Genomic DNA, 23,005 nt, shown 5'->3' with positions numbered 1-23,005 from the left:
GGCGGCATTGGCCGCCCCGTGGCTAGGCTGGTCGCGACGCTATGGGTCGGGAGTTGCCCGGGCGTATCCCTATTGTTTCCGCCATGTTACGGACCCGATGGACCTGGTTTCGGCATTCCGGCGACCTCGGCGACGCCGGGGCGCGGACAGCCCAACGGGTACGCCCGATTACCCTGATCCCCCGTGTCGACACGCGCGAACGAGACCCCCGCCCCGGCGGACTTCGGCCGGCGCTTCGCCGCGCTGATCATCGACTGGGCCCTGTGCCTGCTCGTGGGCAGCTTCTACGCCGATCCGCGGGTGGTGGCGTGGCCACCCGTGCTCGTACTCATCGTCTTCAATGCCCTGCTCATCGGTCTTTTCGGACAGACGCCGGGCATGGCGCTGGCCGGCCTACGGTGCGTGTCGATCGCCGACGGCGGGGCCATCGGTGTCGCGAAGGGCCTGGTGCGCGGATTGCTGCTGGCGCTGCTGATCCCCGCGGTCATCATGGACGCCGACCGGCGCGGCCTGCACGACCGCGCGGCCGGCTCGATCGTGGTCAAACGACCAGCGCCGGCCGCCTGAGCGGGGTCTCGTCCCGGGCCGGTGCGGCGACGGGAAGCCACACGAGCAACGCGACGCCGAAGAGCACGTAGAGGTTCGCACCGACGATCGCGAACGGCGGCTTCGGCCCGGTCTCATACAGAAACGTCAACCGCGTGCACAACACCACATAAACAGCGACCCCCAACCGGAAGACCCCCTTATGGGTACGGGCCACCTCGGCGCACCGCACCAGCGCGGGAAGCAGCCAGACCCAGTGGTGCACCCAGGCGACCGGGCAGATCAGACAGCCGACGATGCCGGTCAGAGCCAACCCGCCGAGGGGGTCGGCGGCGCGCACCCGCCACGCCCACAGCCCCAGGGTGGCCACCACGCAGAGCACCCAGAGCTGAGACTCGACCGCGTCGACCGGCAGCCGGGCCAGCACGCCACGCAGCGACTGGTTGGAGACGTACTCGACGTTGCCGACGCGGTTGGTGTCCCAGAGCGCGGAGGTCCAGAACTCGCGGGAGGCGTCCGGCCAGAACGCGGCGGCCACCAGAGTGGTCGTGGCGGCGGCCGCGATCGAGGTGGCGGCGGCCCGCCAGCGCCGGGCGACCAGCAGGTAGACGATGAAGATGCCGGGAGTCAGCTTGATCGCGGTAGCGACGCCGATGCCGATGCCCGCCCAGCGCCGCCCCCGCCCGACGCCGAGCAACACATCGCCGGCAACGAGGGCGAGCAGCAGCATGTTCACCTGGCCGAAGCCGAACGTCTCCCGGACCGGCTCGAAGAACAGCGCGAGACAGGACCCGACGGCAACCGCATACCAGGGCGTCCAGCCGCGCCGCGCGATCAGCGGACCCAGGAACCACCGGGTGACCAGCACCGTCGCGACCACGGTGGCGATCGAGGTGATGGCGACGATCACCCACAGTGGCAGCACCGCCATCGGGCTCATCAGCATGGCGGCGAAGGGCGGGTAGGTGAAGCCGTACGGGGTGCCCTGGTTGAGGTAGTCGTAGATCATGCCGCCGTCGCGGAGCCAGTAGCGGACCGCGCCCGCGTAGACACCGGAGTCGAAATAGAAGTGGTGAATCGCCGTCCAGCCGAGCGCCACGGCGGCGGCTACGGACAGGGTGGCGAGGATCGCGATCCGGCGGTTCACGCGACCACCCTACGAGCCCTGTGCTTGTGCACGGCGAACGCCGCCAGCAGCACCAAGGCGGCAGTGACGGCGAGCGCACCGGGGATTCGGGTATAGAGCGTCCAGTTGTAGCCGGCCGGAGTGGTCAACGTCGCGGCGAAGGCACAGAGCCCGAGCAGCCAGCGATTGTCCACCCGGGTGGCGGCCAGCACGGCGAGCGGCCAGGTCGCATACCAGGGGTGGAAGACCGGGGCGCAGACAACCGTCGCGGCCAGGGCTAGACCGGCGTGGCCCAGAGGATCGCCGTGCCGCCACGCCCGCCAGCACAGTGCGACGAGAAGGCCGGCCAGCAGCCCGATCGCGGCGAGACGGGTGATCGGGACGGCATCCACGCCGGTGATGAACTCGATGGTCAGGCCGACCGCGGTCGACGGAGAACCCCAGCTCACGGTGTCGCCGCTGCGGACCAGCCCGGTCAGCCATCCGGCACCGCGACCCGACAGCGCGGACAGGGCGACCGTGACGAGCAGAATTCCGCTGCCGACAGCGGCCGCCGGCCGGACCAGCTCACGCGGCGATTGGCCCGACCTCGGCAGACCAGCGAGAACGGCGAAGGGAACGACGACGATCGCCGTCGCTTTGACGCCCACTGCCAGACCGAGCACTGCCCCGGCGCCGATCAGTACCGCAGGGGACGGGCGCGCGGCGGCGAGCGACAGACCAGCCACGATCAGGCCGATCATCAGCGCGTCATTGTGGGCACCGGAGACCAGGTGGATCAGGACCAGCGGGCAGGCCAGCACCGTCCAGCTGGCCCGGGCCGGGTCGATGCCGCAGCGGCGGGCGAGGGCAGGCAGCCCGACGACCATCAGCGCCACACCGGCCAGGGCGACGATGCGGAACCCGGCGATCACCGCGACCAGCGAATCCCCGGCGAGGGCGGTCACGCATGCGGCCAGAAGCAGGAACAGTGGCCCGTAGGGCGCCGGCGAATCGACCCACGACGTCGACACCGAGCCGAGCCACGGACATCCGAACCGCCCGACGCCGGCGGCGTACGGGTCCCCGCCGGCGTACTGGACGTACCCCTGACACGCGTACGAATAGACGTCGGCACTGCCGAGCGGCAGGAACGGCAGCACCGGCAGGAACCAGAGCCCCGCGGTCACCGTCGCCCACCGCGCCGAGGGCACGATGCGCCTGCCCGTCCACCAGGCCGCGATCAGCGAGGCGGTGCCGAGCACCCACAGGATGGGCAGCAGCACGCCTCGTTGCCCGCTGAGCAGCGTCCCAGGGTTGACGCTGGGTAGCCGCTCGAATCCGGATCCGCCCAGATAGGCAGCCCCGGCCATGGCGGAGCTGCCGACGAGCCCTCCCCAACGCACCAGCCGGGGGTTCACCGTCACGCCGGCGCCCCTTCCACCGGCACGGGCTCGCGCCACCACCGCCAGGAACGCCAGACCACCCAGCCGGCGAGGCCGGTGACCAGAAAGGCGAACGGCACCTGCAACGGCTTCCAGGCTCCATCGCCGTTGGGCAGGATCAGGAACATCGACGCCACGACGGTGATCTCGAGCCATCGAGCCCGGACGGCACCGGCCGCGAACAGGGCGAGCGCCCAGAAGAGGTACCAAGGCTGGGTGATCGGCGCGAAGAAGATGACGCTCAGGCAGGCGAGGGCGGCCCCGTGCAGGGCATCGCCCCGGCGGAAACGCCACCAGATGGCGACGAGGACGATCAGGAGCAGGATCAGGGCCACGGTGCGCACGGCGGGCACGACATCGATCCGGACGCCGAGCACCTTTCCTACGGCGTTGACCGCGATGCCGACCGCGGTGGGCGGCGAGGTCCAGCTGCGCGACTCCCCCGCCCCGGACAGCGCGACCGCCCATCCGAAGCCCAGCCCCGAGCCGGCGGAGAGGGCGACGAGCATCGCCGCCGCCCCGCCGACGACGGCACCGCCCCGGCGCAAGAACCGCAGCATCCCCGGCCGGGACAGACACAGCCCTCCCGCGGCGAGCAGCGCGGCGAAGGGAAGCACCACGCCCACGGTCGTCTTGACCGCGATCGCCGCACCGACCAGCGCCCCGCCCGCGACCAGCGAGCCGAGAGGCCGGCGGCCGACTATCAGGGTGAGACCGCCGAGCAACAGCGCGATCGTCAGCGCGTCGTTGTGACCGCCGCCGACGAAGTGCACCGGCACCAAGGGGCAACAGAGCACCAGCCAGAGAGCGCGTTCCTGGGATGCTCCCGTGCGGCGAGCCAACGCGGGCACGACCACCGCCAGCATCAAGACCGCAAGAACGGCGTACGCCCGGAAAATCCCGAGCGCTACGGCCTGTGAGCCCCAGGAGGCGGCCAGGCCGGTCAGGATGATCCAGAGCGGTCCGTACGGCGTCGGCGTGTCCCGCCACACCACCGACACCGACTCGAGCCACGGGCAGGGCTGCGCCGAGACACCGACGACCGAGGGATTGAACCCCGCGTCGAAGAGCGAACCTTGGCACGCGTACGCGTACATGTCCCGGCTGGCCAGGGGCGGCACCAGGAGCATCGGCGCGATCCAGAGCGCCGCCGTGACAAGTATCCACCGGCGCGATACGGACAGGCGGCGCCCGTACCACCAGGCCGCGCAGAGCGCCGCGAGCCCGGCGATCCATAGCAGCATGATCAGGACGCCGTTGGGACCGCGCAGAATGCTCATCACCGAGACCCCGCGCCGGATCCACACAGGGGCACCGAACAGCACCGCGTCGGTCGCCGCGCACACCGAACCGGCGAAGCCGAGCCACCGGACCCCGGCCGGACTGCGCAGCCACCCGGGCGCTGTCACGAGTTGGCCCGCAGAATCGGCACACCCTCGACGACCGCCTCCGGGTGGTAATAGGCGGCCAGGTCCGCGGCGATGCCGCCGGTCGGGTCCACCGCCTCCGGCGGCGTGTCGAGCACAACGAGCACGGGCCGCTGTGGCGACGCCAGCGTGGCGCGCAGCAACGGTAGGGCATCCGGGATCTTGTCGATCGGCTTTCCCCACAGATACGGGTACGGCGACTCTCTGTCGGCGGCGAAATAGAGGTACGCCTCCGACTCGAGGACGTAGATGCGGTCGCCCGGAGCGGAGGACGCCTTGATCACGGCGGCGATGCGGTCGTCGCGGGCGGCCAGAGCATCGTAGGGAATCGTGGCCGACCGCCGGTCCGGTGACATCGGGACCAGAACCGCCAGCCACACGAGAGTGGGCAGGACGACGACCGAGGCGAGCGCCCACCTCCGCCATGCGACGGCGGCGCCGACCACTGCCGCGGCGGCCAGCAGCACCAGCGCGGGCAGCAGCTGCACGAAGTAGTGGGGCCAGTAGGAGCCGCCCAGATTGATGCCGACGAACCCGGCGGCCAGCCACCCGCCGAGCACCCATCGCCCGCCCCTGTCGAACATCCGCCAACCGAATGCGGCCACGAGCAGCACCGGCACCAGGCCCAGCACGATGTCGCCGGCGTGCCATCGCAGGTCCGCCCAGCGCGTCGAGGTGTTCGAGCCCGAGCCACCCATCGACGACAGCTGGTAGCCGACCAGGGCGTTCCAGTAGCCGGCCCAGCCGGTCACGGCGCCGTGCACCACGGAGGCGACCGGAGCCAGCGACGCTCCGACCAGGAACACCACGGCCGGCACGAGACGGCGGAGCAGGATCACGACGACCACGCCGACGACCACGCCGTCGATGCCGGACTGCTTCATGGTCAGCGCGAGCCCTGCTGACAGGCCACCGGCGGCGAGCACCCACAGCGGCCGGTCCCGGCGCCACCACTCGACGACGAGGGCCACGGCCACCGTGGACGGGACGCTCGCCAGCAGCTCACCGTTGAGGGTCATGCCCTCCAGATGCGGAGCGATGCCGACCACGGCGTAGACCCAGGCGGCAGCGACTCCCACCGTGCGGTTCAGCAGCGCCGCGCCGATCGTGGCCAGGGCGAGCGTGATGATCGCCCCACTGACCACCATCCCGATCCGGATCGCGGTCCCGGAGTCACCGAGCGCGAGCAGGGCCCGGTAGGTCAGCAGCAGCCCCTGTGGGCGGTCCAACCACACCGTGTCGTAGAGGACGGCGCCACGGGCCCACATCCGGGCCACATATGCGTATCCGCCCTCGTCGGTCGACAGGCCGGTGAACGCGAACGGCAGCCGCAGCACCACGGCGACCACGACCGCCGCCCAGATCGGCCACATCGCGGCATCACGCGTCGAGAGAAGCTCGAATCGGCGGAGGAACACTTTCACGACACACGATCTCACTGGAGTCTACGGATGGCGGCGAAGGTCAGCGGAGCCTAGCACGCTTCAGCAATTTCGCTTGATGGAAGCCGCAGGCAACGATTGCTCGCCACACTCCGCGGCTGCTATTTCCACATCGGTCTCGCGGCGAACTTCGGGTGCGAAATCCACCCGATAAAGCTGTGTCGACTTGACGAAACGCAGGCGGTCCAGCGCTTACAGATCACCCTTGCTTCGAAAAAGACCTGGCGACCGCCATGTCAGGAAACGTGGGAAAACTACACGCGATCCCACACTTCGACGTCTGACATAAAATCGAAATTGCCGAGGAGCATCAGCGATTTCCGGGCCGGCGACGTGGCGTTGAAATACCATTCCAACAACCGCGTCTTTGTGGCGAAGACCGTTTACCTCGTTCCTGTCACCCTCCTCAGGCATCGAGGACGCGTTCCATCGCGGCCCGGGACCGCCGGGTGATGCGCAGATAGCGGTCGACGAACTCCCCCGGATCCCCGCCGCCGAGCAGCTGCACCACCCCCGCCAGCTCGGGCCCGTGCCGCGGCAGCTGGTCCGTCGGCCGCCCCCGCACCAGCGTCAGCGCGTTGCGGACCTGGGCCGCCAGCGTCCACCCCGCGGTCATCGCGGCCGCGTCCACCCGGTCGACCAGCTTGGCGTTCAGCTCCGCGGTGAGCGCCTCGAGGGTCCGGGTCATCCGCAGGTCGGGCAGCGCGTACGCGTGGCGCAGTTGCATCAGCTGCACCGCCCACTCGACGTCGGCGAGCCCGCCTCGGCCGAGTTTCGCGTGCGTGTTCGGGTCGGCGCCGCGCGGCATCCGTTCGGTTTCCACGCGGGCCTTGATCCGGCGGATCTCCACGATCTGGTCGCGGGTGAGGCCGCCGTCGGGGTAGCGCATGCCGTCGGCGAGCTGTTCGAACTCGCGGCCGAGGTCCTCGTCGCCGCAGACGAAGCGGGCGCGCAGCAGCGCCTGCGACTCCCAGACCTTCGACCAGCGGGAGTAGTACTGCGCGTACGCGTTGAGGCTGCGCACGAGCGGCCCCTGGCGGCCCTCGGGGCGCAGGTCGGCGTCGACGCCGAGCGGTGGGTCCGGGGCGGGGGCGCCCAACGTGCGGCGCAGTTCCTCGGCGATCGCGTGCGCGGCGCTGCTGGCCTCGGCGTCCGGGACTCCCTCGGGTGCCGAGAAGACGAACAGCACGTCGGCGTCGGAGGGATAGCTCATCTCGTAGCCGCCGAGGCGGCCCATGCCGATCACCGCGAAGCGCAGGCCCTCGGGGCCCGGCCGGACCCGGCGGGCGGCGTGCAGCGCGGCGCCCAGCGTGGCGTCGGTGAGGGCGGAGAGGGCGATGCCGATGGCGTGCACGTCGATGGGCTGGGCCGGCGCGAGGTCGCCCGCCTGGCTGAGGATGTCGGCGCAGGCCAGCCGGAACAGCTCGCGCCGGCGCGACGCGCGCACCGCGACGATGGCCGGGGCCGGGTCGGTGGCGCCGTCGCGCAGGTGCCGGTCGACGGCCGCGACGAAACCGTCGCGCAGCACGTCGTGGGGGCGGGGCTGCAACTCGGCGTCGTCGGCGAGCAGGCGCAGCGCCTCGGGGTCGCGGGTGAGCAGGTCGGTCGCGTACCGGGAGAGGCTGAGCACGCGGGCGAGCCGGCGCGCGACCGGGCCGCCGTCGCGCAGCAGCCGCAGATACCAGGGGGTGCCGCCGAGCTTGTCCGAGACGTGCCGGTAGTTGAGCAGGCCGCGGTCGGGCTCGGGAGCGTCGGCGAATTCCTGCAGCAGCATCGGCAGCAGCGTGCGCTGGATCGCGGCCGTGCGGCTGACCCCGCCGGTCAGCGCCTGCAGGTGCCGCAGCGCTCCGGCGGGATCGGCGAAGCCGAGGACCTCCAGGCGGCGGCCGGCCGACTCGGGGGTCATCCGCAGCGCCTCGGCGGGCACCCGGGCGACCGCCTCGAGCAGCGGCTGGTAGAGCAGCTTGACGTGCAGGCGGCGGACGTGTGCGGCGTGGCCGACCCAGTCGGAGCGGAACGCCTCGACCGCGTCCCGGCCGGGTTCCGCCGTGTAGTCCAGGGCCGCCGCGAGCCAGCGCAGCAGCCGGGGATCGTCCGGGACGGTGTGCGTACGCTTCAGGTTCTGCAGTTGCAGGCGGTGCTCCACGGTCCGCAGGAAGCGGTAGCCGCGCAGCAGGGTCTCACCGTCCTCGCGGCCCACATAGCCGCCGGCGACCAGGGCCCGCAGGGCGGCGAGGGTGCCGCCCAGGCGCAGGCTCTCGTCGATCCGACCGTGCACGAGCTGCAGGAGCTGCACGGCGAACTCGATGTCTCGCAGGCCGCCCGGGCCGCGCTTGATCTCCCGGTCGACCTCTTTCGGCGGCACGTTGTCGATGATCTTCCGGCGCATGTCGCGCACGTCCGCGACCGCCTCCGGACGCTCGGCGGCATGCCACACCAGCGGCGCGAGGTCGTCGAGCCACTCCCGCGCCAGGGCCGGGTCGCCGGCGGCCGGGCGGGCCTTGAGCAAGGCCTGGAATTCCCACGTACGGGCCCAGCGCCGGTAGTAGGCCTGGTGGCTGGCGAGGGTACGGACCAGGGGGCCGCGATTGCCCTCGGGCCGCAGCGCGGCGTCGACAGGCCACGCCACGAGCCCGCAGACCTCGATCAGCTTGGCCGCGACCGCGGTGCCGGCGCTCAGGTCCTCGTCGCCGGCGGCCACGAAGATGACGTCCACGTCGGAGACGTAGTTCAGCTCGTTGCCGCCGCACTTGCCCATGGCGATCACGGCCAGCCGGGGCGCGGCGGTGGTGGCCGGCAGCCCGGCGAGGGCGATGGCGTACGCCGCCGCGAGGGTTTCATCGGCGAGGCGGGACAGCGCCGCCATGGTGGGCTCGAGGCCGCGTCCGCCGGTGAGGTCGGCCGCGGCGATCCGCAACAGCGCGATCCGGTACGCCGTGCGCAGCGCCGCGACGGTCAACTCCCCCTGCGTCGCGTCGTCGAACTCGAGGTGGCCCTCGGCGCTCGGCGGCATCCCGGTCTTGCCGGTGGCGAGCACCCGCCACTGGTCGGGGTTGGCGACGAGGTGATCGCCCAGCGCGCTGGACGCGCCCAGCACCGCGACCAGGCGGCGACGCAGTCCGGCGTCGGCGGCGAGGGCCGACAGCACGGCGTCTGCCGCGGGACTCTCGGCGATCTGTTCGCCGGGGCCGGTGACCGGGCCGCCGTTACCGCGCAAGGCCGCCCGGGACACCGCGTCCACCAGCCGGTGCAGCTGACGCAGGGCGAGGCTCGGGTCGGCCGCCCGGGACAGCGCCTGCAACAGCTCCGCGGCGTCCGGGTCGACCGGTTCCTGCGCGTCGGCGTTCCACAACCGCAGGCCGTCGGGGCCGAGCAGATCGGCCGCGCGGATGCCGTTGTCGGCGAAGCCGTACCGGGCGAGGCGGCTGGGCCTGGTCACCTCATTGACCCAGCAACGGCAGGGTGCGGGCCGGGCCCGGGACCGGGATGTCCGCGTCGGGCAGTTCGCCGAGGGCCAGGGCGGCGAACCGGGCGGCGAGCGGCTGCCAGGCCTCCTCGACGTCGGCGAGCACGTCCACGGTCGCGGCGACGACCGCCTCGGGCTCGTAGCCCAGCTCGGCGATCAGCACCGCGTCGTTGCGGACCCAGCCCTCGATCATGGCGGCGTCGCACTCGATGTGGAACTGCACGCCCCAGGCCCGGTCGCCGAGGCGGAACGCCTGGTGCGGATAGCGGGTGGACGCGGCGAGCAGCACGGCGCCGATCGGCAGCTCGGTGATCTCGTCGCTGTGCCACTGCACCACGTCGGGCAGCAGCGGCACCCATTTGAACAGCGGGTCAGTGTCCGCCGCGTCTCGGCGCGCGACCAGGCCGGGGCCGATCTCGGGGCCGGCGGTGCTGCGCTCGACCAGGCCGCCGTGGGCCTGGGCGAGCAGCTGTGCGCCCAGGCAGACGCCGAGCGTCGGCAGGTGGTGGCGCACCGCCTTGCGCAGCAGCCCCTCGAGGGCGGGAAACCAGGGTGCGCCCGGTGTGCCCGTCGCGTCGGCGTAAGCGCGCTGGTCGCCGCCGAGAACGACCAGGGCCGCAAAGCCGTCGAGGTTTTCGGGCAGCGGGTCACCCGCGTGCGCCCGCACGAGCTTCAGGCCGAGCCCGGCCTCGGTGAACCAGTCACCGAGGCGGCGCAGGTCGGCGGACGGGTAGTTCTCGATCACCAGTGCTGTGCCCACCCACCGAGGTTATCGGGTGGGGCCGACACCGGTGTTCACGCCGGGGTCCACCGCGCGATGATCTCGTCGTCCTCCAGCTCGCCGGTCTCCACGAAGCCGAGCGAGCGATACAGCGCGCGGGCGGCGGTGTTCTCCGGCTGGTAGCTGAGCGCGACGTTGGGCACGCCGGGCTCGGCGGCGAGCCGGTCGCGCAACGCGACCACCAGGGCACGGCCGATGCCCTGCCGCTGTCGGGACGCGTCGACGACCACCCCGCCGATCCAGCGGCTGGCGTCGTCGTCGACGGCCCACATGCAGAAGCCCGCGACGTCACCGTCGACGGTGACGGCCAGCGGCTGCCACAGCCCGCCGTAGTGGCAGAGCAAAAGGTAGTGGCTGACGTCGTTGACGAACTCGCGCTGGTCGGGCTGCACCGACAGCGCCGCGCAGGCTCGCCAGTTGTCGCTGGTGACGGGTTCCAGTTCGATCTTCACGGCTCAGGCGATGCAGGCGCAGACGATCAGGGCCGCGCCGAAGTGGGAGGCCGCGCTGACCAGCGCGCCCGGGTGCCGCTCCGGGGTGCAGATGACCTCGCCGAGCTTGCCGGGGGTCATCCAGTCCAGCACCAGGAACGCCAGGGCCATGACACCGATGCCGAGCACGCCGAAGATCGCCGTGGAGGCCAGACCCTCGCCGAAGTTCTCGTAGCTGGTGAAGATCGCGGTGAAGACGATCAGCGCGATGCCGAGCTGGTTGGCCGCGAGCAGGGTGGCGGCGTTCGGGTTCTTCTCGACCCAGATCAGGTCGCGCAGCTTGCCCGGGGTCAGCAGGTCGACGAGCACGAAGCCCAGGGCCATCAACCCGATGCCGACCGCACCGAACACGATGCTGCGCCCGGCACCCTCAAGCAGATTCTCCAGCACGGTTACTCCCTCATCACGGTGTCCGAGGGCACCGTATCCGACCAGCGCTCACAGGTGATCCACCGGAGCGTCGAAAGTCAGAGTGTCCCGAGATAGCGCTCGCGCTCGTACGGGGTGACCTCGCGCCGGTACTGCTCCCATTCCTGGCGCTTGTTGCGCAGGAAGAAGTCGAACACGTGCTCGCCGAGCACCTCGGGGATCAGCTCGGACTTGGCCATCACGTCGATCGCCTCGGCGAGGTTCTCCGGCAGCGAGTCGTACCCCATCGCCTTGCGTTCCTGCGGCGACAGGGCGAGAACGTCGTCCTCGGCGCCCGGCGGCAGCTCGTAGCCCTCCTCGATGCCCTTGAGACCGGCGCCGAGCATGACGGCGAAGGCGAGGTAGGGATTGGTGGCCGAGTCGATCGAGCGGACCTCGACCCGGGCCGAGTTGGGCTTGCCGAACGCCGGCACCCGCACCAGCGCCGACCGGTTGAGGTGGCCCCAGCTGACGAACGCCGGCGACTCGGTGATCCGGTCCGGCAGTTGCAGCGGGAAGAGCCGCTTGTACGAGTTGACCCACTGGTTGGTGACGGCCGTGTACTCCCGGGCGTGCACGAGCAGGCCGGCGATGAACGCGCGGGCCGTCTTGGACAGCTTCAGCGTGTCGCCGCCGTCGTAGAAGGCGTTGCGCTCGCCCTCGAACAGCGACAGGTGGGTGTGCATGCCGCTGCCGGGCTGGTCGGTGTACGGCTTCGGCATGAACGTCGCGCGGACGCCCTGCGACAGCGCGACCTCCTTGACGACGTGCCGGAAGGTCATGATGTTGTCGGCGGTGGTGAGCGCGTCCGCGTACCGCAGGTCGATCTCCTGCTGGCCGGGTGCGACCTCGTGGTGGCTGAACTCCACGGAGATGCCGATGCGCTCCAGCGCGAGCACGGCCTGGCGGCGGAAGTCGCGCGCGACCGAGTGTGTGGTGTGGTCGAAGTAGCCGCCGCCGTCGACCGGGATCGGCACGCTGCCGTCCAGCGGTCCGTCCTGGACGAGGAAGAACTCGACCTCGGGGTGCGTATAGAAGGTGAAGCCCTTCTCCGCGGCCTTGGCGAGCATGCGGCGCAGCACGTGCCGCGGATCGGCCCACGCCGCGCTGCCGTCGGGGAGCAGGATGTCGCAGAACATCCGGGCGCTCTCGCCGCTGTCGCCGCCCTCGAACGGGAACACCTGGAACGTGGTGGGGTCGGGCATGGCGACCATGTCGGACTCGGAGACGCGGGCGAAGCCCTCGATGGCCGAGCCGTCGATGCCGATGCCCTCCTCGAAGGCGGCCTCGAGCTCGGCCGGCGCGACGGAGACGCTCTTGAGCGTGCCGAGCACGTCCGTGAACCAGAGCCGGACAAATCGGATGTCGCGCTCTTCGAGCGTGCGGAGCACGAACTCCTGCTGTCGGTCCACGTCCACCCCTCGCCCTTGCCCGGCAAGCCAGTCTCTCCCGTGCCGGTTACGCCGAGATTACGCTGACCACGGGCCGACAGTACGGCAGGGCAACCGGACACGGGTGGTCAACGCTGGGGAACAATGGCCGCATGCCCTCGATGCGCATCGCCCTTGCCCAGGTGAACCCCACCGTCGGAGACATACCCGGCAATGCCGCCGCCGTGCGGCGCTGGACCCGGCGGGCCGCCGACGCGGGCGCTCAGCTCGTCGCGTTCCCGGAGATGATGCTGACCGGCTATCCCATCGAGGACCTCGTCTTCCGCCAGTCCTTCGTGGTGGCGTCCCGGGCCGCGCTGCGGCAACTCGCCACCGACCTCGCCGCCGACGGGCTCGGCGACGTGGCCGTGGTCGTCGGTTACGTCGACGCCGACGGGCCGGCACCCACCAGCGCCGACGCGGTGCCGGGCAGCGGCCGCCGCGACGCCTCCGCCCTGCTGCTCGGCGGCGAGGTAGCGGCCACCTACTTCAAGCACCACCTGCCCAACTACGGCGTCTTCGACGAGGACCGCTACTTCGAGCCGGGCACCTCGCTGACCGTGGTGCGCTTCGGCGACGCCGACATCGCCCTGACCGTGTGCGAGGACCTGTGGCAGGCGGGTGGCCCGTTCGCGGCCGCGCGGCGCGCCGGCGTGCAGCTCGTGGTCTCCATCAACGCCTCGCCGTACGAGCTGGACAAGGACGACGTCCGGCTGCCGCTGATCCGGCGCCGGGCGGCGGAGGCGGGCGCGACCGTCGCGTACGTGAACATGATCGGCGGCCAGGACGAGCTGGTCTTCGACGGCGACTCGATGATCGTGACGGCGGACGGCGAACTGCTCACCCGCGCCGGACAGTTCACCGAGGAGCTGCTGATCCACGACCTCGAGCTGTCCGCCGCGGACACCGCGCCGGTGTCGCACGGCGAGAACCGCCGCGATGACGACATGACGATCGAACGGGTGACCCTGGCCGCCGCGCCGCGCCCGTTCGCCGACGGCCCGGCCGTCGGCGGCATCGCCGAGCGGGTGACCGACGAGGCGGAGATCTGGTCGGCGCTCACCCTGGGCCTGCACGACTACGTGGAGAAGAACGGATTCCGCTCGGTGGTGCTCGGCCTCTCCGGTGGCATCGACTCGGCGGTCGTCGCCGCCATCGCGGTGGACGCGCTCGGCCCGCAGCGCGTCGTCGCCATCTCCATGCCCAGCGGCTACTCGTCGTCGCACTCCCGCGACGACGCGGCCGACCTCGCCAAGCGCACCGGCCTCGACTACCGCAGCGAGCCGATCCAGCCGATGGTCGACGCGTTCCTGGCGAACATGTCGCTCTCCGGCCTCGCGGTGGAAAACCTCCAGGCCCGGGTCCGGGGCGTCATCCTCATGGCCCTGTCGAACCAGGAGGGCCACCTGGTGCTCACCACCGGCAACAAGAGCGAGCTGGCGGTGGGCTACTCGACGCTCTACGGCGACTCGGTCGGCGGCTTCAACCCGCTCAAGGACGTGCCGAAGACAATGGTGTGGCGCCTCGCGACGTGGCGCAACGCGGACGCCGCCCGCCGCGGCGGCGAGCCGCCGATCCCGGAGAACTCCATCGTCAAGCCGCCCTCGGCGGAGCTGCGGCCGGGCCAGGTCGACACCGACTCACTTCCCGACTACGACGTGCTGGACGCGATCCTCGGCGGCTACATCGACGGCGACCGGGGCCGCGACGACCTGATCGCCGCCGGGCACGACGCCGCGCTGGTGGATCGGGTGCTGCGGATGGTGGACATCGCCGAATACAAGCGCCGCCAGTCCGCGCCGGGTACCAAGATCTCCATCAAGGCCTTCGGCCGAGACCGGCGCCTGCCGATCACCAACCGCTTCCGAGAGGGCGCGTGAACGCCGAGTGTGATCGGCTCCACTCACCTCTGACCGCTCGCGGCCGTGGAGTGCGACGATTCGAGTCGACCCGGGGACCGCACACCGCGGCCTCGAGGGAAGGAGACGACGATGTCTGAGATCCCCACCCTGTACGGCGGCCCACCCACCCGCCGCGTGCGCACCCGCGACCTGATCGCGGCCAAGGAACGCGGCGACCGCTGGCCGATGCTCACCTCCTACGACCAGTACACGGCCGCGCTGTTCGACGGCGCCGGCATCCCGGTGCTGCTCGTCGGCGACTCCGCGGCCAACAACGTTTTCGGCTACGAGACGACCCTTCCGGTCACCACGGACGAGCTGATTCCTCTGGTACGGGCGGTCGTGCGCGCCACCAAGACCGCCCTGATCGTCGCCGACATGCCGTTCGGCTCCTACGAGGAGGGCCCCGTCCAGGGCCTGCGCACGGCCGTACGGTTCATGAAGGAAGCCGGCGCGCACGCCGTCAAGCTGGAGGGCGGCCGCCGCGTCGCCGACCAGATCCGGGCGATCGTCGGCGCGGGCATCCCGGTGATGGCGCACATCGGCTTCACGCCGCAGAGCGAGCACACCCTCGGCGGCTACATCGTGCAGGGCCGCGGCAGCGCTGCCGAGGAGGTCATCGCCGACGCGCGGGCCGTCGCCGAGGCTGGAGCCTTCGCGGTCGTGCTGGAGATGGTGCCGGGCGAGGTCGCCACGAGGATCACCAAGGAGCTGACCATCCCGACCGTCGGCATCGGCGCGGGCCCCGACACCGACGCCCAGGTGCTGGTGTGGCAGGACATGGCCGGCCTCCGCGGCGGCAAGGCACCCCGCTTCGTGAAGCGCTACGCCGACCTCGCGGGCGTGCTCACCGAGGCCACCCGCCGCTTCGCCGACGAGGTCCGCGGCGGCGAGTTCCCCGCCGCCGAGCACACCTTCTAGAAGCGGGGGCACGACCCGGGCAAGATCGCGACAGTGGCAGACTCGCCGGAGGAGGTGTCACCTATGTCCGTTCCTGCCCGGGTCAGCCTCGCCACCCTCGGCGTGGCCGACGTCGTGCGCGCCACCGAGTTCTACGAGTCGCTGGGCTGGCGGCTCTCGCCCGCCTCGCTACCCGGGGTGGTGAGCTTCTTCCACACCGCCGGCGGCCTGCTGTCGCTCGTCGCCACCGACGACATCGCGGCCGACGCGGGGTTGCCGACCCGGGTGCCACCGCCGCACGCGGCCACGGGCTTCCGCGGCACCACGCTGGCGATCAACGTGGAGAGCCCGGCGGCGGTGGACGAGGCACTGCGAACCGTCGTCCGCGCCGGCGCCACCCTGGTGAAGGCCGGCGGCGCCGCGGAATGGGGCGGCTACCTCGGCTACTTCACCGACCCCGACGGCCACCTGTGGGAGATCACCTACCACCCGGACTGGCCGCTGGACGACGCGGGCACACCCCGGCTCCCCTAGGACGCGTCCAGCTCGAACCGCACCGTACGGGTCCGGGGATCCGCTTCGGCCAGGCGTACCGTGATCCGCTCCCCCAGCGGCAGCTCGCCCAGGCAGCGCGCCACGACGGCGGGCTCGTCGATCGCGACGGTCCCGCCGCGGGGCCGGGGCCGCGCACCCGGCTTGGGCGGATCGTCGACGTCGAGCACACCGGCCTCGAAGGACTCACCCACCCGGCCCGCGAGCAGCACAGCCTCGGTCAGCGCGACCGCACCGCGGTCCGCGGCGGAAGCCACCCGGTCGGTCGCGGCCATCGCCTCCGGCAGCCGGGGCAGCGCGGCACGCGCCCACTCCGGCACGGCCTCGCCGGCGTGCAGCGCCAGGCACACCTCGGTCGCGTACCGGTCGGCGAGCCGGCGCAGCGGGGCGGTGACGTGCGCATACGGCGCGCCCACCCCGCCATGCCCGGTCTCGGCCGGCGCCGCGCCGTCGAACGCCGTGTACGCCGCCCCGCGCAGCAACTCCGCCGCCTGATCGAGGAAGGCGGCACCTCGGGGATCGGCCGGGTCGACGGACGAGACGACCGCGCCGACCTCCGCGTCGCGCGGCCACGTCACGCCGAGTGAGCTGGCGGCGGCCCGTAGCGCGGCGACGGCCTCGGGCTTCGCGCCCGGCATGGTCCGCAACAGGCCCACGCCGCCGCCGAGCATCAGCGACGCGGCGGCCATCCCGGTGAGCAACGAGATCTGCGCGTTGTGCTCCTCCACCGGCAGGGGCGCGCGCAGCACCAGCCGCCACCCGTCGCCGTCGGGCTCGACCTCCTGAGCGGGCAACGGCAGGTTGATCGCACCCCGGTCGGCGGCCCGCGCGGCGAGCAGCGTGCCGATCTCGGGAAGCAACGCGATCGGCTCGGGCGCATCACCCGCCGCAAGGGCCTTCTGGAGTCCTGGGTAGTCGAGCTTGGCGCGGCTGCGGACCCGCGCCCGCTCCAGCGCGACGGCCGCGATGGCACCGTCGGCGTCGAGGTCGATCGTCCACAGCACCGCCGCCCGGTCGACGTCGGGAAGCAGGCTGACCGCGTCCTCGCTGAGCACGGGCGGATGCAGCGGGATCTTGCCGTCGGGAAGATAGATCGTCTGGCCGCGAGCCCAGGTCTCCGCCTCCAGCGGACCGCCGGGCCGCACATAGCTCGCGACGTCGGCGATCGCGTAGCGGACCCGGTAGCCGCCACCCCGGCGGCTCAGGTGCATCGCCTGGTCCAGGTCGCGGGACGTGGCCGGGTCGACGGTGACCAGGGGTACGTCGGTGTGGTCGCGCGCCGGCGGTGGCGTGTTTACGGCCCGGTGCGCCTCCGCGAGTGCCTCGGCGGAAAACTCGCGGGGCAGGTTCAGCTCCTCGCGCAGCACGGAGAAGTCGATGCGCGGCGCGAGAACCCGTTTGATCGGCATCGCACATTCCTAACACGCGCAGGGGCCGCACCCTGGCGGGTACGGCCCCTATGGTGGCAATGCCGCGGCGTCAGCGCTTGGCGGTCGCCTTGCGCGCGGGAGCCGTCGCGGCCCGACCGTTGTTCGCCGCGGTGGCCCGCCGGGCTGCCGAGACGTTCGCGGGCTGCTTCATCCGGCCGGCGTTGGTGGCCGAGTTCTTGGTCATGGACGAAAGCTTCGCGTTGCCGGCCTTACCGGCACGCACCGAGGCGGAGGCGTTGCCGGTCGCCCGGATGGCGCTCGGCTTACCCGCGATCGGCTTCGCCGCCGTGGACTTCACCGCGGACGGCTTGGCCGACGTGACCTTGGCAGGCGCCTTCTTCGCCACCGGCGCCTTCTTGGCAACCGGTACCTTCTTCGCGACCGACGCCTTCTTGGCGACCGACGCCTTCTTGGCGACCGACGCCTTCTTGGCAACCGGTGCCTTCTTGGCGACCGACGCCTTCTTGGCAACCGGCGCCTTCTTGGCGACCGACGCCTTCTTGGCTACCGGGGCCTTCGCCGCGGTGGCCTTGGCCGTTGTCTTCTTCGCCGGCGCCTTCTTAGCGACCGACGCCTTCTTCGCGGTCGCCTTCGCCGCCGTCTTCTTCGCGGTGGTCGTGGCCTTCGCCGCTGCCCTCTTCGCAGTCGCCGTAGCCTTCGCCGCCGTCTTCTTCGCGGTGGTCGCGGCCTTCGCCGCCGTCGACTTAGCCGCCGTGCGCGCGGTGGTCGACTTGGTCGCGGTCTTGGTGGCCGGGGCCCTCTTGGCCGTGGTCTTGCTCGCCGGAGCCTTCTTCGCCGCTGTCTTGCCCGCGGTCGCCCGGGTCCCGGTCGCCTTGCTCGAGGTCGCCTTGCTCGCAGCGGTCTTGCTCCCGGCCACCTTGGGCGTGGCGGCTGTAATTCCGGCCGCCGTAGCACCGGCTGTCTTCATCCCGGCCTTCGTGCCGGCCGCTTTCGTTCCGGCCTTCATACCGGCAGTCTTGGTTCCGGCCGTCTTGGTCGCCTTGGCGGTCTTCGTGGCGCTCCGTGCGGCGGTCTTCGCCGTGGAGGGCCGGCCCGCCACCGACTTCGTCGCCGCCTTGGCGGCCGACGACGCGCTCGCGGCCCGCTTGGCGGAGGAAGCGGCGGAGGCTGCCGTGGCGGAGGCGCGCTTCGCCATGGCCGGCGTCGCGGCGGACGAGGTGGTGACGCGCTTTCCGGCGGTCGAGGTAGCGGCCGCGGTGCGCTTGGCGGCGGGCGAGGCGGCGCCGCGCCTGGCGGCCGCCTGCTTGGCCGCGGCCGGTGTGGCGGCGGGTTTCTTGGCGGCCCGGGTAGGGGCAGCCTTCTTGGTCACGGCCATGGGGAACTTCCTCCTTGCGAATGACTGCGGGCTCGTCTCCGCCTGGAGACCGAAGATTCCGGCTTGGACACAGAGGTCGCGCCGGCCTAGCTGACCTCCCCGGTCCAGCGGGCATCCTCGGCATCCCACGCCGCATTGCGCTTCTCGACCGTCTCGAGCGCCCGCGTGGCGTCGTCAGCGGAGGCGTACGGACCGAGCCGGTGCTGGGCAGGACACACGTCATCCCCGGACTCGACCCGGTCATGCCGGAGGCACCAGAAGTAGCCACCCCCGCCAGGCCCACTGTCGTTCATGCCATCACTGTGCACCTGAAATCGACCATGCGCTACCGATTCAGGCAAAAAGCCCTTTTTTTCCATAGTGGAGCGTCGCGAAGACCCCCCGAAGGAACGACAAACGCCCCGTCCCGCCTCTGGAGGCGGGACGGGGCGCGACGGACGCGTCCGGGGGCGGTCAGCGCAGTTCCGCGGCGACCAGCTCGGCGATCTGCACGGCGTTCAACGCCGCGCCCTTGCGCAGATTGTCGTTGGACAGGAACAGCGCGAGCCCGTTCTCCGCCGTCTCGTCGGCGCGGATGCGACCCACATAGGTGGCATCCCGGCCGGCCGCCTGCAACGGCGTGGGAATGTCGGACAACTCCACGCCCGGGGCCCCGGCCAGCAGCTCGCGGGCCCGGTCCGGGCCGATCGGCCGGGCGAATCGGGCGTTCACCTGCAACGAGTGGCCGGTGAAGACCGGGACCCGCACGCAGGTGCCGGAAACCTTGAGCCCCGGAATGTCGAGAATCTTGCGGCTCTCGTTGCGGAGCTTCTGCTCCTCGTCGGTCTCGCCTCGCCCGTCGTCGACGATCGAGCCGGCCATCGGCAGCACGTTGAACGCGATCGGTCGGGCGAAGGAGCGGGTCGCGGGAAACTCGACGGCCCGGCCGTCGTGGGTCAGCTCGGTGGCCCGGTCGGCGACCTTCTTCACCTGCTCGTCGAGCTCGGCGACGCCGGCCAGCCCGGCACCGGAGACCGCCTGGTAGGTCGTGGCGACGAGGGCGACCAGCCCGGCCTCGTCGTGCAACGGGCGCAGCACCGGCATGGCGGCCATCGTCGTGCAGTTCGGGTTGGCGATGATGCCCTTGGGGCGCCGGGCGACGGCGTCGGGGTTCACCTCCGCCACCACCAGGGGCACGTCCGGGTCCATCCGCCAGGCCGACGAGTTGTCGATCACGACGGCGCCGGCCTCGGCGACGCGCGGCGCGTACTCCTTGGCGCTGCCCTTGCCCGCGGAGAACAGGACGATGTCGAGTCCGCGGAAGTCCGCCTTCTCGGCGTCCTCGACGGTGGCCTCACCGCCGTGCCAGGCCACAGTGCGGCCCGCGGAACGCGCGGAAGCGAAGAGCCGAAGCTGGTCAACGGGGAACCGGCGCTCGGCCAGGATGCGGCGCATGACGCCACCGACCTGTCCCGTCGCGCCGACAATGCCGATCCTCATGGTCCCAACGTACGGTCTGAACTGCACGTACGGAAATCCCGCGCCGTAACGTCAGCCGCATGTCCGCCACATACACCCACGGGCACCACGAGTCGGTTCTGCGGTCGCACCGCTGGCGCACCGCAGAAAATTCGGCGGCGTACCTGCTGCCCCACCTGACCTCCGGCGCGCGCGTCCTCGACGTCGGCTGCGGGCCGGGCACCCTCACCGCGGATCTGGCGACGCACATCACACCCGGACGGATCACCGCCCTGGAGCCGACCGAGCGGGCGCTCGACCTCGCCCGCGCCGAGATCGCCCGGCGCGGACTCGAGGTCGACTTCGCGGTCGGCGACGTGCACGCCCTCGACTTTCCCGACGGCACCTTCGACGTGGTGCACGCCCACCAGGTGCTGCAACATGTCGGCGACCCCGTACGGGCGCTGCGCGAGATGCGCCGCGTCACCCGGCCCGGCGGCATCGTCGCCGTCCGCGACAGCGACTACGCGGCCTTCGCCTGGCATCCGCGGCTTCCGGAACTGGACGACTGGTTGAGCCTCTACGAAAGGGTCGCGCGCGCCAACGGCGGCGAACCGGACGCGGGCCGGCGGCTGCTCTCCTGGGCGCACGCCGCCGGTTTCACCGACGTCACGGCGACCTCGAGCACCTGGTGCTTCGCCAACGACGAGGACCGCTCGTGGTGGGGTGGCATGTGGGCCGACCGCGTCCTCGCGTCGGACCTGGCCCACCAGGCGCTGACATCGGGCGCCGCCACCCGGGCCGACCTGGAACGGATCTCCGGCGGCTGGCGCACCTGGGCCGCCGACCCCGACGGCTGGATGTCACTCCTGCACGGCGAACTGATCTGCCGCGCCTAGGTGGTCTTCGGCTTGTATTCCCAGTGCCACGGCTCGCGCGGCACGTTCTCCGAGAAGCCGTACTTCTCGCCGTTGGCCCGCATCCACGCCTGCGCCTTGGAGTTCAGGTCGAGGTCGGTCGCCATGCCCCAGCCGTGCTCGCTGGTGCCGGGCTTGGCGGCGAGGCCGCCCTGGGAGTACAGCCCCTTGCGCCGCGCGACGTCGACCTGCTCGTCGTAGGAGCGGTACGAGTCGGTGATGCCGATGGTGACACCCTGCGCCTTGGCGTCGGCGATCATCTGGTTCAGCGACTCGGCGGCGGGCGCCCACAGCTTGTGGTTGGTGTTCCCGACCTTGCCCAGCGCGTTCGCCGGGATCTTGCCGTTGCCGTACGCGGCCAGCTCGGTCGGAATCCCCTTGCCGTTCAAGGTGTACGACTTGGCCGACGCACCGGTGCTCTGCGTGCCCATCGCGTCGGCTAGCGCCGTGGCGAACGAGGCCCCCGAGGCCGTCGTGGCGCCTGTGGCTGACGAGGTGTTGGTGGCTTTCGCGGCCTTGGTGGCCTGCTGGGTCTGCAGGGCGATCATGCGACTCTGGATGTCGGCGATCCGGTTGTTGACACCCTCGATTCCCACAGCGACCACCTCCGCACGACGAAGCCTGACCCCTGCCTCTTCGGCGCAACCCGAAAAAGCCTGAGCGGCAACCGCGAACGGCTCAACCGATCGCGACCGGCTGCCGCACGTCGTTGCCCTCGATCCGGTCCTTCACCTCCAGATCGAGCTCCGACGTGCGATCCGCCCGGTTCGGCAGCAGGTTCGTGACCAGCACGACCAGACAGCCGATGCCGGCGTACAGCGCCAGCACGAGCAGCGGACCACCGATCGGCGCGTCCGGGAAGTAGAGGTCGTAACGGACCGCTTCCACGCCCGCGCCGGTCGGCAGGTTCTCGCCGAACACGCGGCCGAACGTGGGCAGGAACTCCGGAAGGATGCTGGCGCCGCTGATCACCGTACCGATGGTGAAATAGACGGCACCGAGAAGCGCACCGGCGGGACCGACCAGCGCGACCGCGCCCGCGGTCGACCCGGTGATCGCGAGCGAGACCAACGCGAAGATGCCGAACATCGCCACGTGATCGGCGCCCTCGCCGACCCCGAACCAGCTCATCGACCAGAGCACCACGGCCGCCGACGCCAGTGCGTACACGATCAGCGTCGCCAGATGCCCCAGCCCGCGCGCCCAGGACCGGCGAGTGCGCGGAATGAGCCGCCCCAACCCCACGGAGGCGATGGTCCCGCCGAGGGCGAGCGCCTGGGTGAGAAAGCCGAGCGACGCACCGTTGACATCGTCAGGCGGCAAGGGCACCACGTCCGTGATCTCCGGCGGCGTCGTCAGAGCCTGCGCCTCGGCCACGGAGATCGAGTCACCCTTGGCGGCCAGCACGGCAAGCTGCTGACCGTTCTGCTGAGCGACGACGGAGGTGTAGGTGTTCCGCAGCAGCGCGGCGGCCGCCGGACCCGCGGCTCCCGCCACATACAGATGAGGCTGAGCGGCGGTCACGTCGACGCCCCCGTACACATCGCGGCGTTTGATCGCGGTGTTCAAATCGGTGACGGAAGCGTAGATGCTCACCTCGAAGACACCGTCGCGCTCCAGCAGATCGAGGATCGCGGCCTGCTTACCCAACGGGGAAACCAGCCCGACCGGCACGTCACGCGGCACCGCCCGATGGCCCATGCCCAGGTAATAGGCGGTCAAAGCAAGCTGCACCAGCGCGCCGGCAAGACAGACCACCACAGCGAACCGGCGAAACTGCCGCACCGATTTGATCTGATTGTCCTCATCTGTCATATCCCCAGCATCGCGGACACCCCGAACACCCCGCAGCCGATCGTCCACCAAGCCATCGTCGACCGCGCCGGTCCGTCTCCCTCACGCCCATTCATAAGTACGGGTCGACACCGCCCCAACCGCAACACCAACCCCCCAGCTACACGGCCTCCCCCGGCGCCGGCGTGCCCCACGCA

The 23,005-nt window shown here is 71.3% G+C and carries 21 protein-coding genes; 6 read left to right on the top strand and 15 right to left on the bottom strand.

Annotated features, from left to right (window positions below; all coding sequences use genetic code 11):
• Window positions 1-183: 183 nt before the first annotated feature.
• Window positions 184-567 carry an RDD family protein gene (locus tag AB0M36_RS20970; protein WP_364159906.1) on the top strand — a complete coding sequence of 128 codons (384 nt, stop codon included), beginning with the start codon at window positions 184-186 and terminating at the stop codon, window positions 565-567.
• Here AB0M36_RS20970 and AB0M36_RS20965 read toward each other — a convergent pair.
• The 9 genes from AB0M36_RS20965 to AB0M36_RS20925 all read right to left on the bottom strand — a co-directional run bounded on the left by AB0M36_RS20965 (window position 542) and on the right by AB0M36_RS20925 (window position 12,523).
• Window positions 542-1,693, bottom strand: a complete 1,152-nt coding sequence (locus AB0M36_RS20965) for a glycosyltransferase 87 family protein (protein ID WP_364159904.1) — start codon at window positions 1,691-1,693, stop codon at window positions 542-544. The genes AB0M36_RS20970 and AB0M36_RS20965 overlap by 26 nt on opposite strands.
• Window positions 1,690-3,078: a polyprenol phosphomannose-dependent alpha 1,6 mannosyltransferase MptB gene (mptB, locus tag AB0M36_RS20960; RefSeq protein WP_364159902.1), complete on the bottom strand. Its 1,389-nt coding sequence runs from the start codon at window positions 3,076-3,078 to the stop codon at window positions 1,690-1,692. The genes AB0M36_RS20965 and mptB (AB0M36_RS20960) overlap by 4 nt, the downstream gene beginning before the upstream one ends.
• Entirely contained in the window at window positions 3,075-4,505 is a 1,431-nt protein-coding gene (mptB, locus tag AB0M36_RS20955) for a polyprenol phosphomannose-dependent alpha 1,6 mannosyltransferase MptB (protein ID WP_364159900.1), read from the bottom strand. Before mptB (AB0M36_RS20955) ends, mptB (AB0M36_RS20960) begins: the two co-directional genes overlap by 4 nt.
• Complete coding sequence (locus tag AB0M36_RS20950; protein WP_364159898.1) at window positions 4,502-5,896, bottom strand: hypothetical protein; 1,395 nt, start codon at window positions 5,894-5,896, stop codon at window positions 4,502-4,504. The genes mptB (AB0M36_RS20955) and AB0M36_RS20950 overlap by 4 nt, the downstream gene beginning before the upstream one ends.
• A gap of 475 nt (window positions 5,897-6,371) precedes the next feature.
• The gene (locus AB0M36_RS20945; protein WP_364159896.1) at window positions 6,372-9,404 is read right to left on the bottom strand and encodes a bifunctional [glutamine synthetase] adenylyltransferase/[glutamine synthetase]-adenylyl-L-tyrosine phosphorylase; all 3,033 of its coding nucleotides are present in this window, start codon (window positions 9,402-9,404) and stop codon (window positions 6,372-6,374) included.
• 1 nt (window position 9,405) lies between these two features.
• Window positions 9,406-10,191: a type 1 glutamine amidotransferase gene (locus AB0M36_RS20940; RefSeq protein ID WP_364159895.1), complete on the bottom strand. Its 786-nt coding sequence runs from the start codon at window positions 10,189-10,191 to the stop codon at window positions 9,406-9,408.
• Window positions 10,192-10,226: 35 nt separating this feature from the next.
• Complete coding sequence (locus AB0M36_RS20935; RefSeq protein WP_364159893.1) at window positions 10,227-10,664, bottom strand: N-acetyltransferase; 438 nt, start codon at window positions 10,662-10,664, stop codon at window positions 10,227-10,229.
• A 3-nt stretch (window positions 10,665-10,667) separates the two neighbouring features.
• A complete protein-coding gene (locus AB0M36_RS20930; protein WP_364159892.1) occupies window positions 10,668-11,093 on the bottom strand; it encodes a DUF350 domain-containing protein in 426 nt (141 codons plus the stop codon).
• A 77-nt stretch (window positions 11,094-11,170) separates the two neighbouring features.
• Window positions 11,171-12,523, bottom strand: coding sequence for a glutamine synthetase family protein (locus tag AB0M36_RS20925; RefSeq protein ID WP_364159890.1), 1,353 nt, complete (start codon window positions 12,521-12,523; stop codon window positions 11,171-11,173).
• A 131-nt stretch (window positions 12,524-12,654) separates the two neighbouring features.
• Between AB0M36_RS20925 and AB0M36_RS20920 the strand changes: the two genes are divergently transcribed.
• The 3 genes from AB0M36_RS20920 (at window position 12,655) to AB0M36_RS20910 (ending at window position 15,876) form a co-directional block, all read left to right on the top strand.
• Window positions 12,655-14,421, top strand: a complete 1,767-nt coding sequence (locus tag AB0M36_RS20920) for an NAD+ synthase (RefSeq protein ID WP_364159889.1) — start codon at window positions 12,655-12,657, stop codon at window positions 14,419-14,421.
• A 111-nt stretch (window positions 14,422-14,532) separates the two neighbouring features.
• Complete coding sequence (gene panB, locus AB0M36_RS20915) at window positions 14,533-15,363, top strand: 3-methyl-2-oxobutanoate hydroxymethyltransferase (protein ID WP_364159887.1); 831 nt, start codon at window positions 14,533-14,535, stop codon at window positions 15,361-15,363.
• A gap of 63 nt (window positions 15,364-15,426) precedes the next feature.
• Window positions 15,427-15,876 carry a VOC family protein gene (locus AB0M36_RS20910; RefSeq protein WP_364159885.1) on the top strand — a complete coding sequence of 150 codons (450 nt, stop codon included), beginning with the start codon at window positions 15,427-15,429 and terminating at the stop codon, window positions 15,874-15,876.
• Here the strand turns inward: AB0M36_RS20910 and AB0M36_RS20905 are convergent.
• Both AB0M36_RS20905 and AB0M36_RS20900 read right to left on the bottom strand, forming a co-directional pair.
• Window positions 15,873-17,303 carry an RNB domain-containing ribonuclease gene (locus AB0M36_RS20905; RefSeq protein ID WP_364159883.1) on the bottom strand — a complete coding sequence of 477 codons (1,431 nt, stop codon included), beginning with the start codon at window positions 17,301-17,303 and terminating at the stop codon, window positions 15,873-15,875. The genes AB0M36_RS20910 and AB0M36_RS20905 overlap by 4 nt on opposite strands.
• A gap of 70 nt (window positions 17,304-17,373) precedes the next feature.
• The gene (locus AB0M36_RS20900; RefSeq protein WP_364159881.1) at window positions 17,374-17,508 is read right to left on the bottom strand and encodes a hypothetical protein; all 135 of its coding nucleotides are present in this window, start codon (window positions 17,506-17,508) and stop codon (window positions 17,374-17,376) included.
• On the opposite strand from AB0M36_RS20900, the gene AB0M36_RS20895 reads away from it, so the two are divergent.
• Window positions 17,507-18,754: a hypothetical protein gene (locus AB0M36_RS20895; protein WP_364159879.1), complete on the top strand. Its 1,248-nt coding sequence runs from the start codon at window positions 17,507-17,509 to the stop codon at window positions 18,752-18,754. The genes AB0M36_RS20900 and AB0M36_RS20895 overlap by 2 nt on opposite strands.
• Here AB0M36_RS20895 and AB0M36_RS20890 read toward each other — a convergent pair.
• Window positions 18,747-18,953 carry a hypothetical protein gene (locus AB0M36_RS20890; RefSeq protein ID WP_364159878.1) on the bottom strand — a complete coding sequence of 69 codons (207 nt, stop codon included), beginning with the start codon at window positions 18,951-18,953 and terminating at the stop codon, window positions 18,747-18,749. The two genes, AB0M36_RS20895 and AB0M36_RS20890, sit on opposite strands and share 8 nt — an antisense overlap.
• 160 nt (window positions 18,954-19,113) lie before the next feature.
• Window positions 19,114-20,139 (bottom strand): aspartate-semialdehyde dehydrogenase, encoded by a 1,026-nt coding sequence (locus AB0M36_RS20885; protein ID WP_364159876.1) that lies wholly within the window; start codon window positions 20,137-20,139, stop codon window positions 19,114-19,116.
• 59 nt (window positions 20,140-20,198) lie between these two features.
• On the opposite strand from AB0M36_RS20885, the gene AB0M36_RS20880 reads away from it, so the two are divergent.
• Window positions 20,199-20,996, top strand: coding sequence for a methyltransferase domain-containing protein (locus AB0M36_RS20880; RefSeq protein WP_364159874.1), 798 nt, complete (start codon window positions 20,199-20,201; stop codon window positions 20,994-20,996).
• Here the strand turns inward: AB0M36_RS20880 and AB0M36_RS20875 are convergent.
• Window positions 20,993-21,610 carry a M15 family metallopeptidase gene (locus AB0M36_RS20875; protein ID WP_364159872.1) on the bottom strand — a complete coding sequence of 206 codons (618 nt, stop codon included), beginning with the start codon at window positions 21,608-21,610 and terminating at the stop codon, window positions 20,993-20,995. The two genes, AB0M36_RS20880 and AB0M36_RS20875, sit on opposite strands and share 4 nt — an antisense overlap.
• 82 nt (window positions 21,611-21,692) lie before the next feature.
• Entirely contained in the window at window positions 21,693-22,829 is a 1,137-nt protein-coding gene (locus tag AB0M36_RS20870; protein ID WP_364159870.1) for an ABC transporter permease, read from the bottom strand.
• Window positions 22,830-23,005: the final 176 nt, after the last annotated feature.

This window comes from Actinoplanes sp. NPDC051346 (assembly GCF_040682215.1).
GTDB lineage: Bacteria > Actinomycetota > Actinomycetes > Mycobacteriales > Micromonosporaceae > Actinoplanes.
Note: the sequence above shows the minus strand (reverse complement) of the source record. Positions and strands in the feature narration are given on the sequence as shown.

What these genes read in the sequence shown, in the direction of transcription:
- AB0M36_RS20950 (WP_364159898.1), bottom strand. Translation starts at nt 5,896, where the DNA reads ATGTGGCCGATCTGGGCGGCGGTCGTGGTCGCCGTGGTGCTGCGGCTG.
- AB0M36_RS20920 (WP_364159889.1), top strand. Translation starts at nt 12,655, where the DNA reads ATGCCCTCGATGCGCATCGCCCTTGCCCAGGTGAACCCCACCGTCGGA.
- panB (WP_364159887.1), top strand. Translation starts at nt 14,533, where the DNA reads ATGTCTGAGATCCCCACCCTGTACGGCGGCCCACCCACCCGCCGCGTG.
- AB0M36_RS20910 (WP_364159885.1), top strand. Translation starts at nt 15,427, where the DNA reads ATGTCCGTTCCTGCCCGGGTCAGCCTCGCCACCCTCGGCGTGGCCGAC.
- AB0M36_RS20905 (WP_364159883.1), bottom strand. Translation starts at nt 17,303, where the DNA reads ATGCCGATCAAACGGGTTCTCGCGCCGCGCATCGACTTCTCCGTGCTG.
- AB0M36_RS20895 (WP_364159879.1), top strand. Translation starts at nt 17,507, where the DNA reads ATGGACGAAAGCTTCGCGTTGCCGGCCTTACCGGCACGCACCGAGGCG.
- AB0M36_RS20900 (WP_364159881.1), bottom strand. Translation starts at nt 17,508, where the DNA reads ATGACCAAGAACTCGGCCACCAACGCCGGCCGGATGAAGCAGCCCGCG.
- AB0M36_RS20890 (WP_364159878.1), bottom strand. Translation starts at nt 18,953, where the DNA reads ATGAACGACAGTGGGCCTGGCGGGGGTGGCTACTTCTGGTGCCTCCGG.
- AB0M36_RS20885 (WP_364159876.1), bottom strand. Translation starts at nt 20,139, where the DNA reads ATGAGGATCGGCATTGTCGGCGCGACGGGACAGGTCGGTGGCGTCATG.
- AB0M36_RS20880 (WP_364159874.1), top strand. Translation starts at nt 20,199, where the DNA reads ATGTCCGCCACATACACCCACGGGCACCACGAGTCGGTTCTGCGGTCG.
- AB0M36_RS20870 (WP_364159870.1), bottom strand. Translation starts at nt 22,829, where the DNA reads ATGACAGATGAGGACAATCAGATCAAATCGGTGCGGCAGTTTCGCCGG.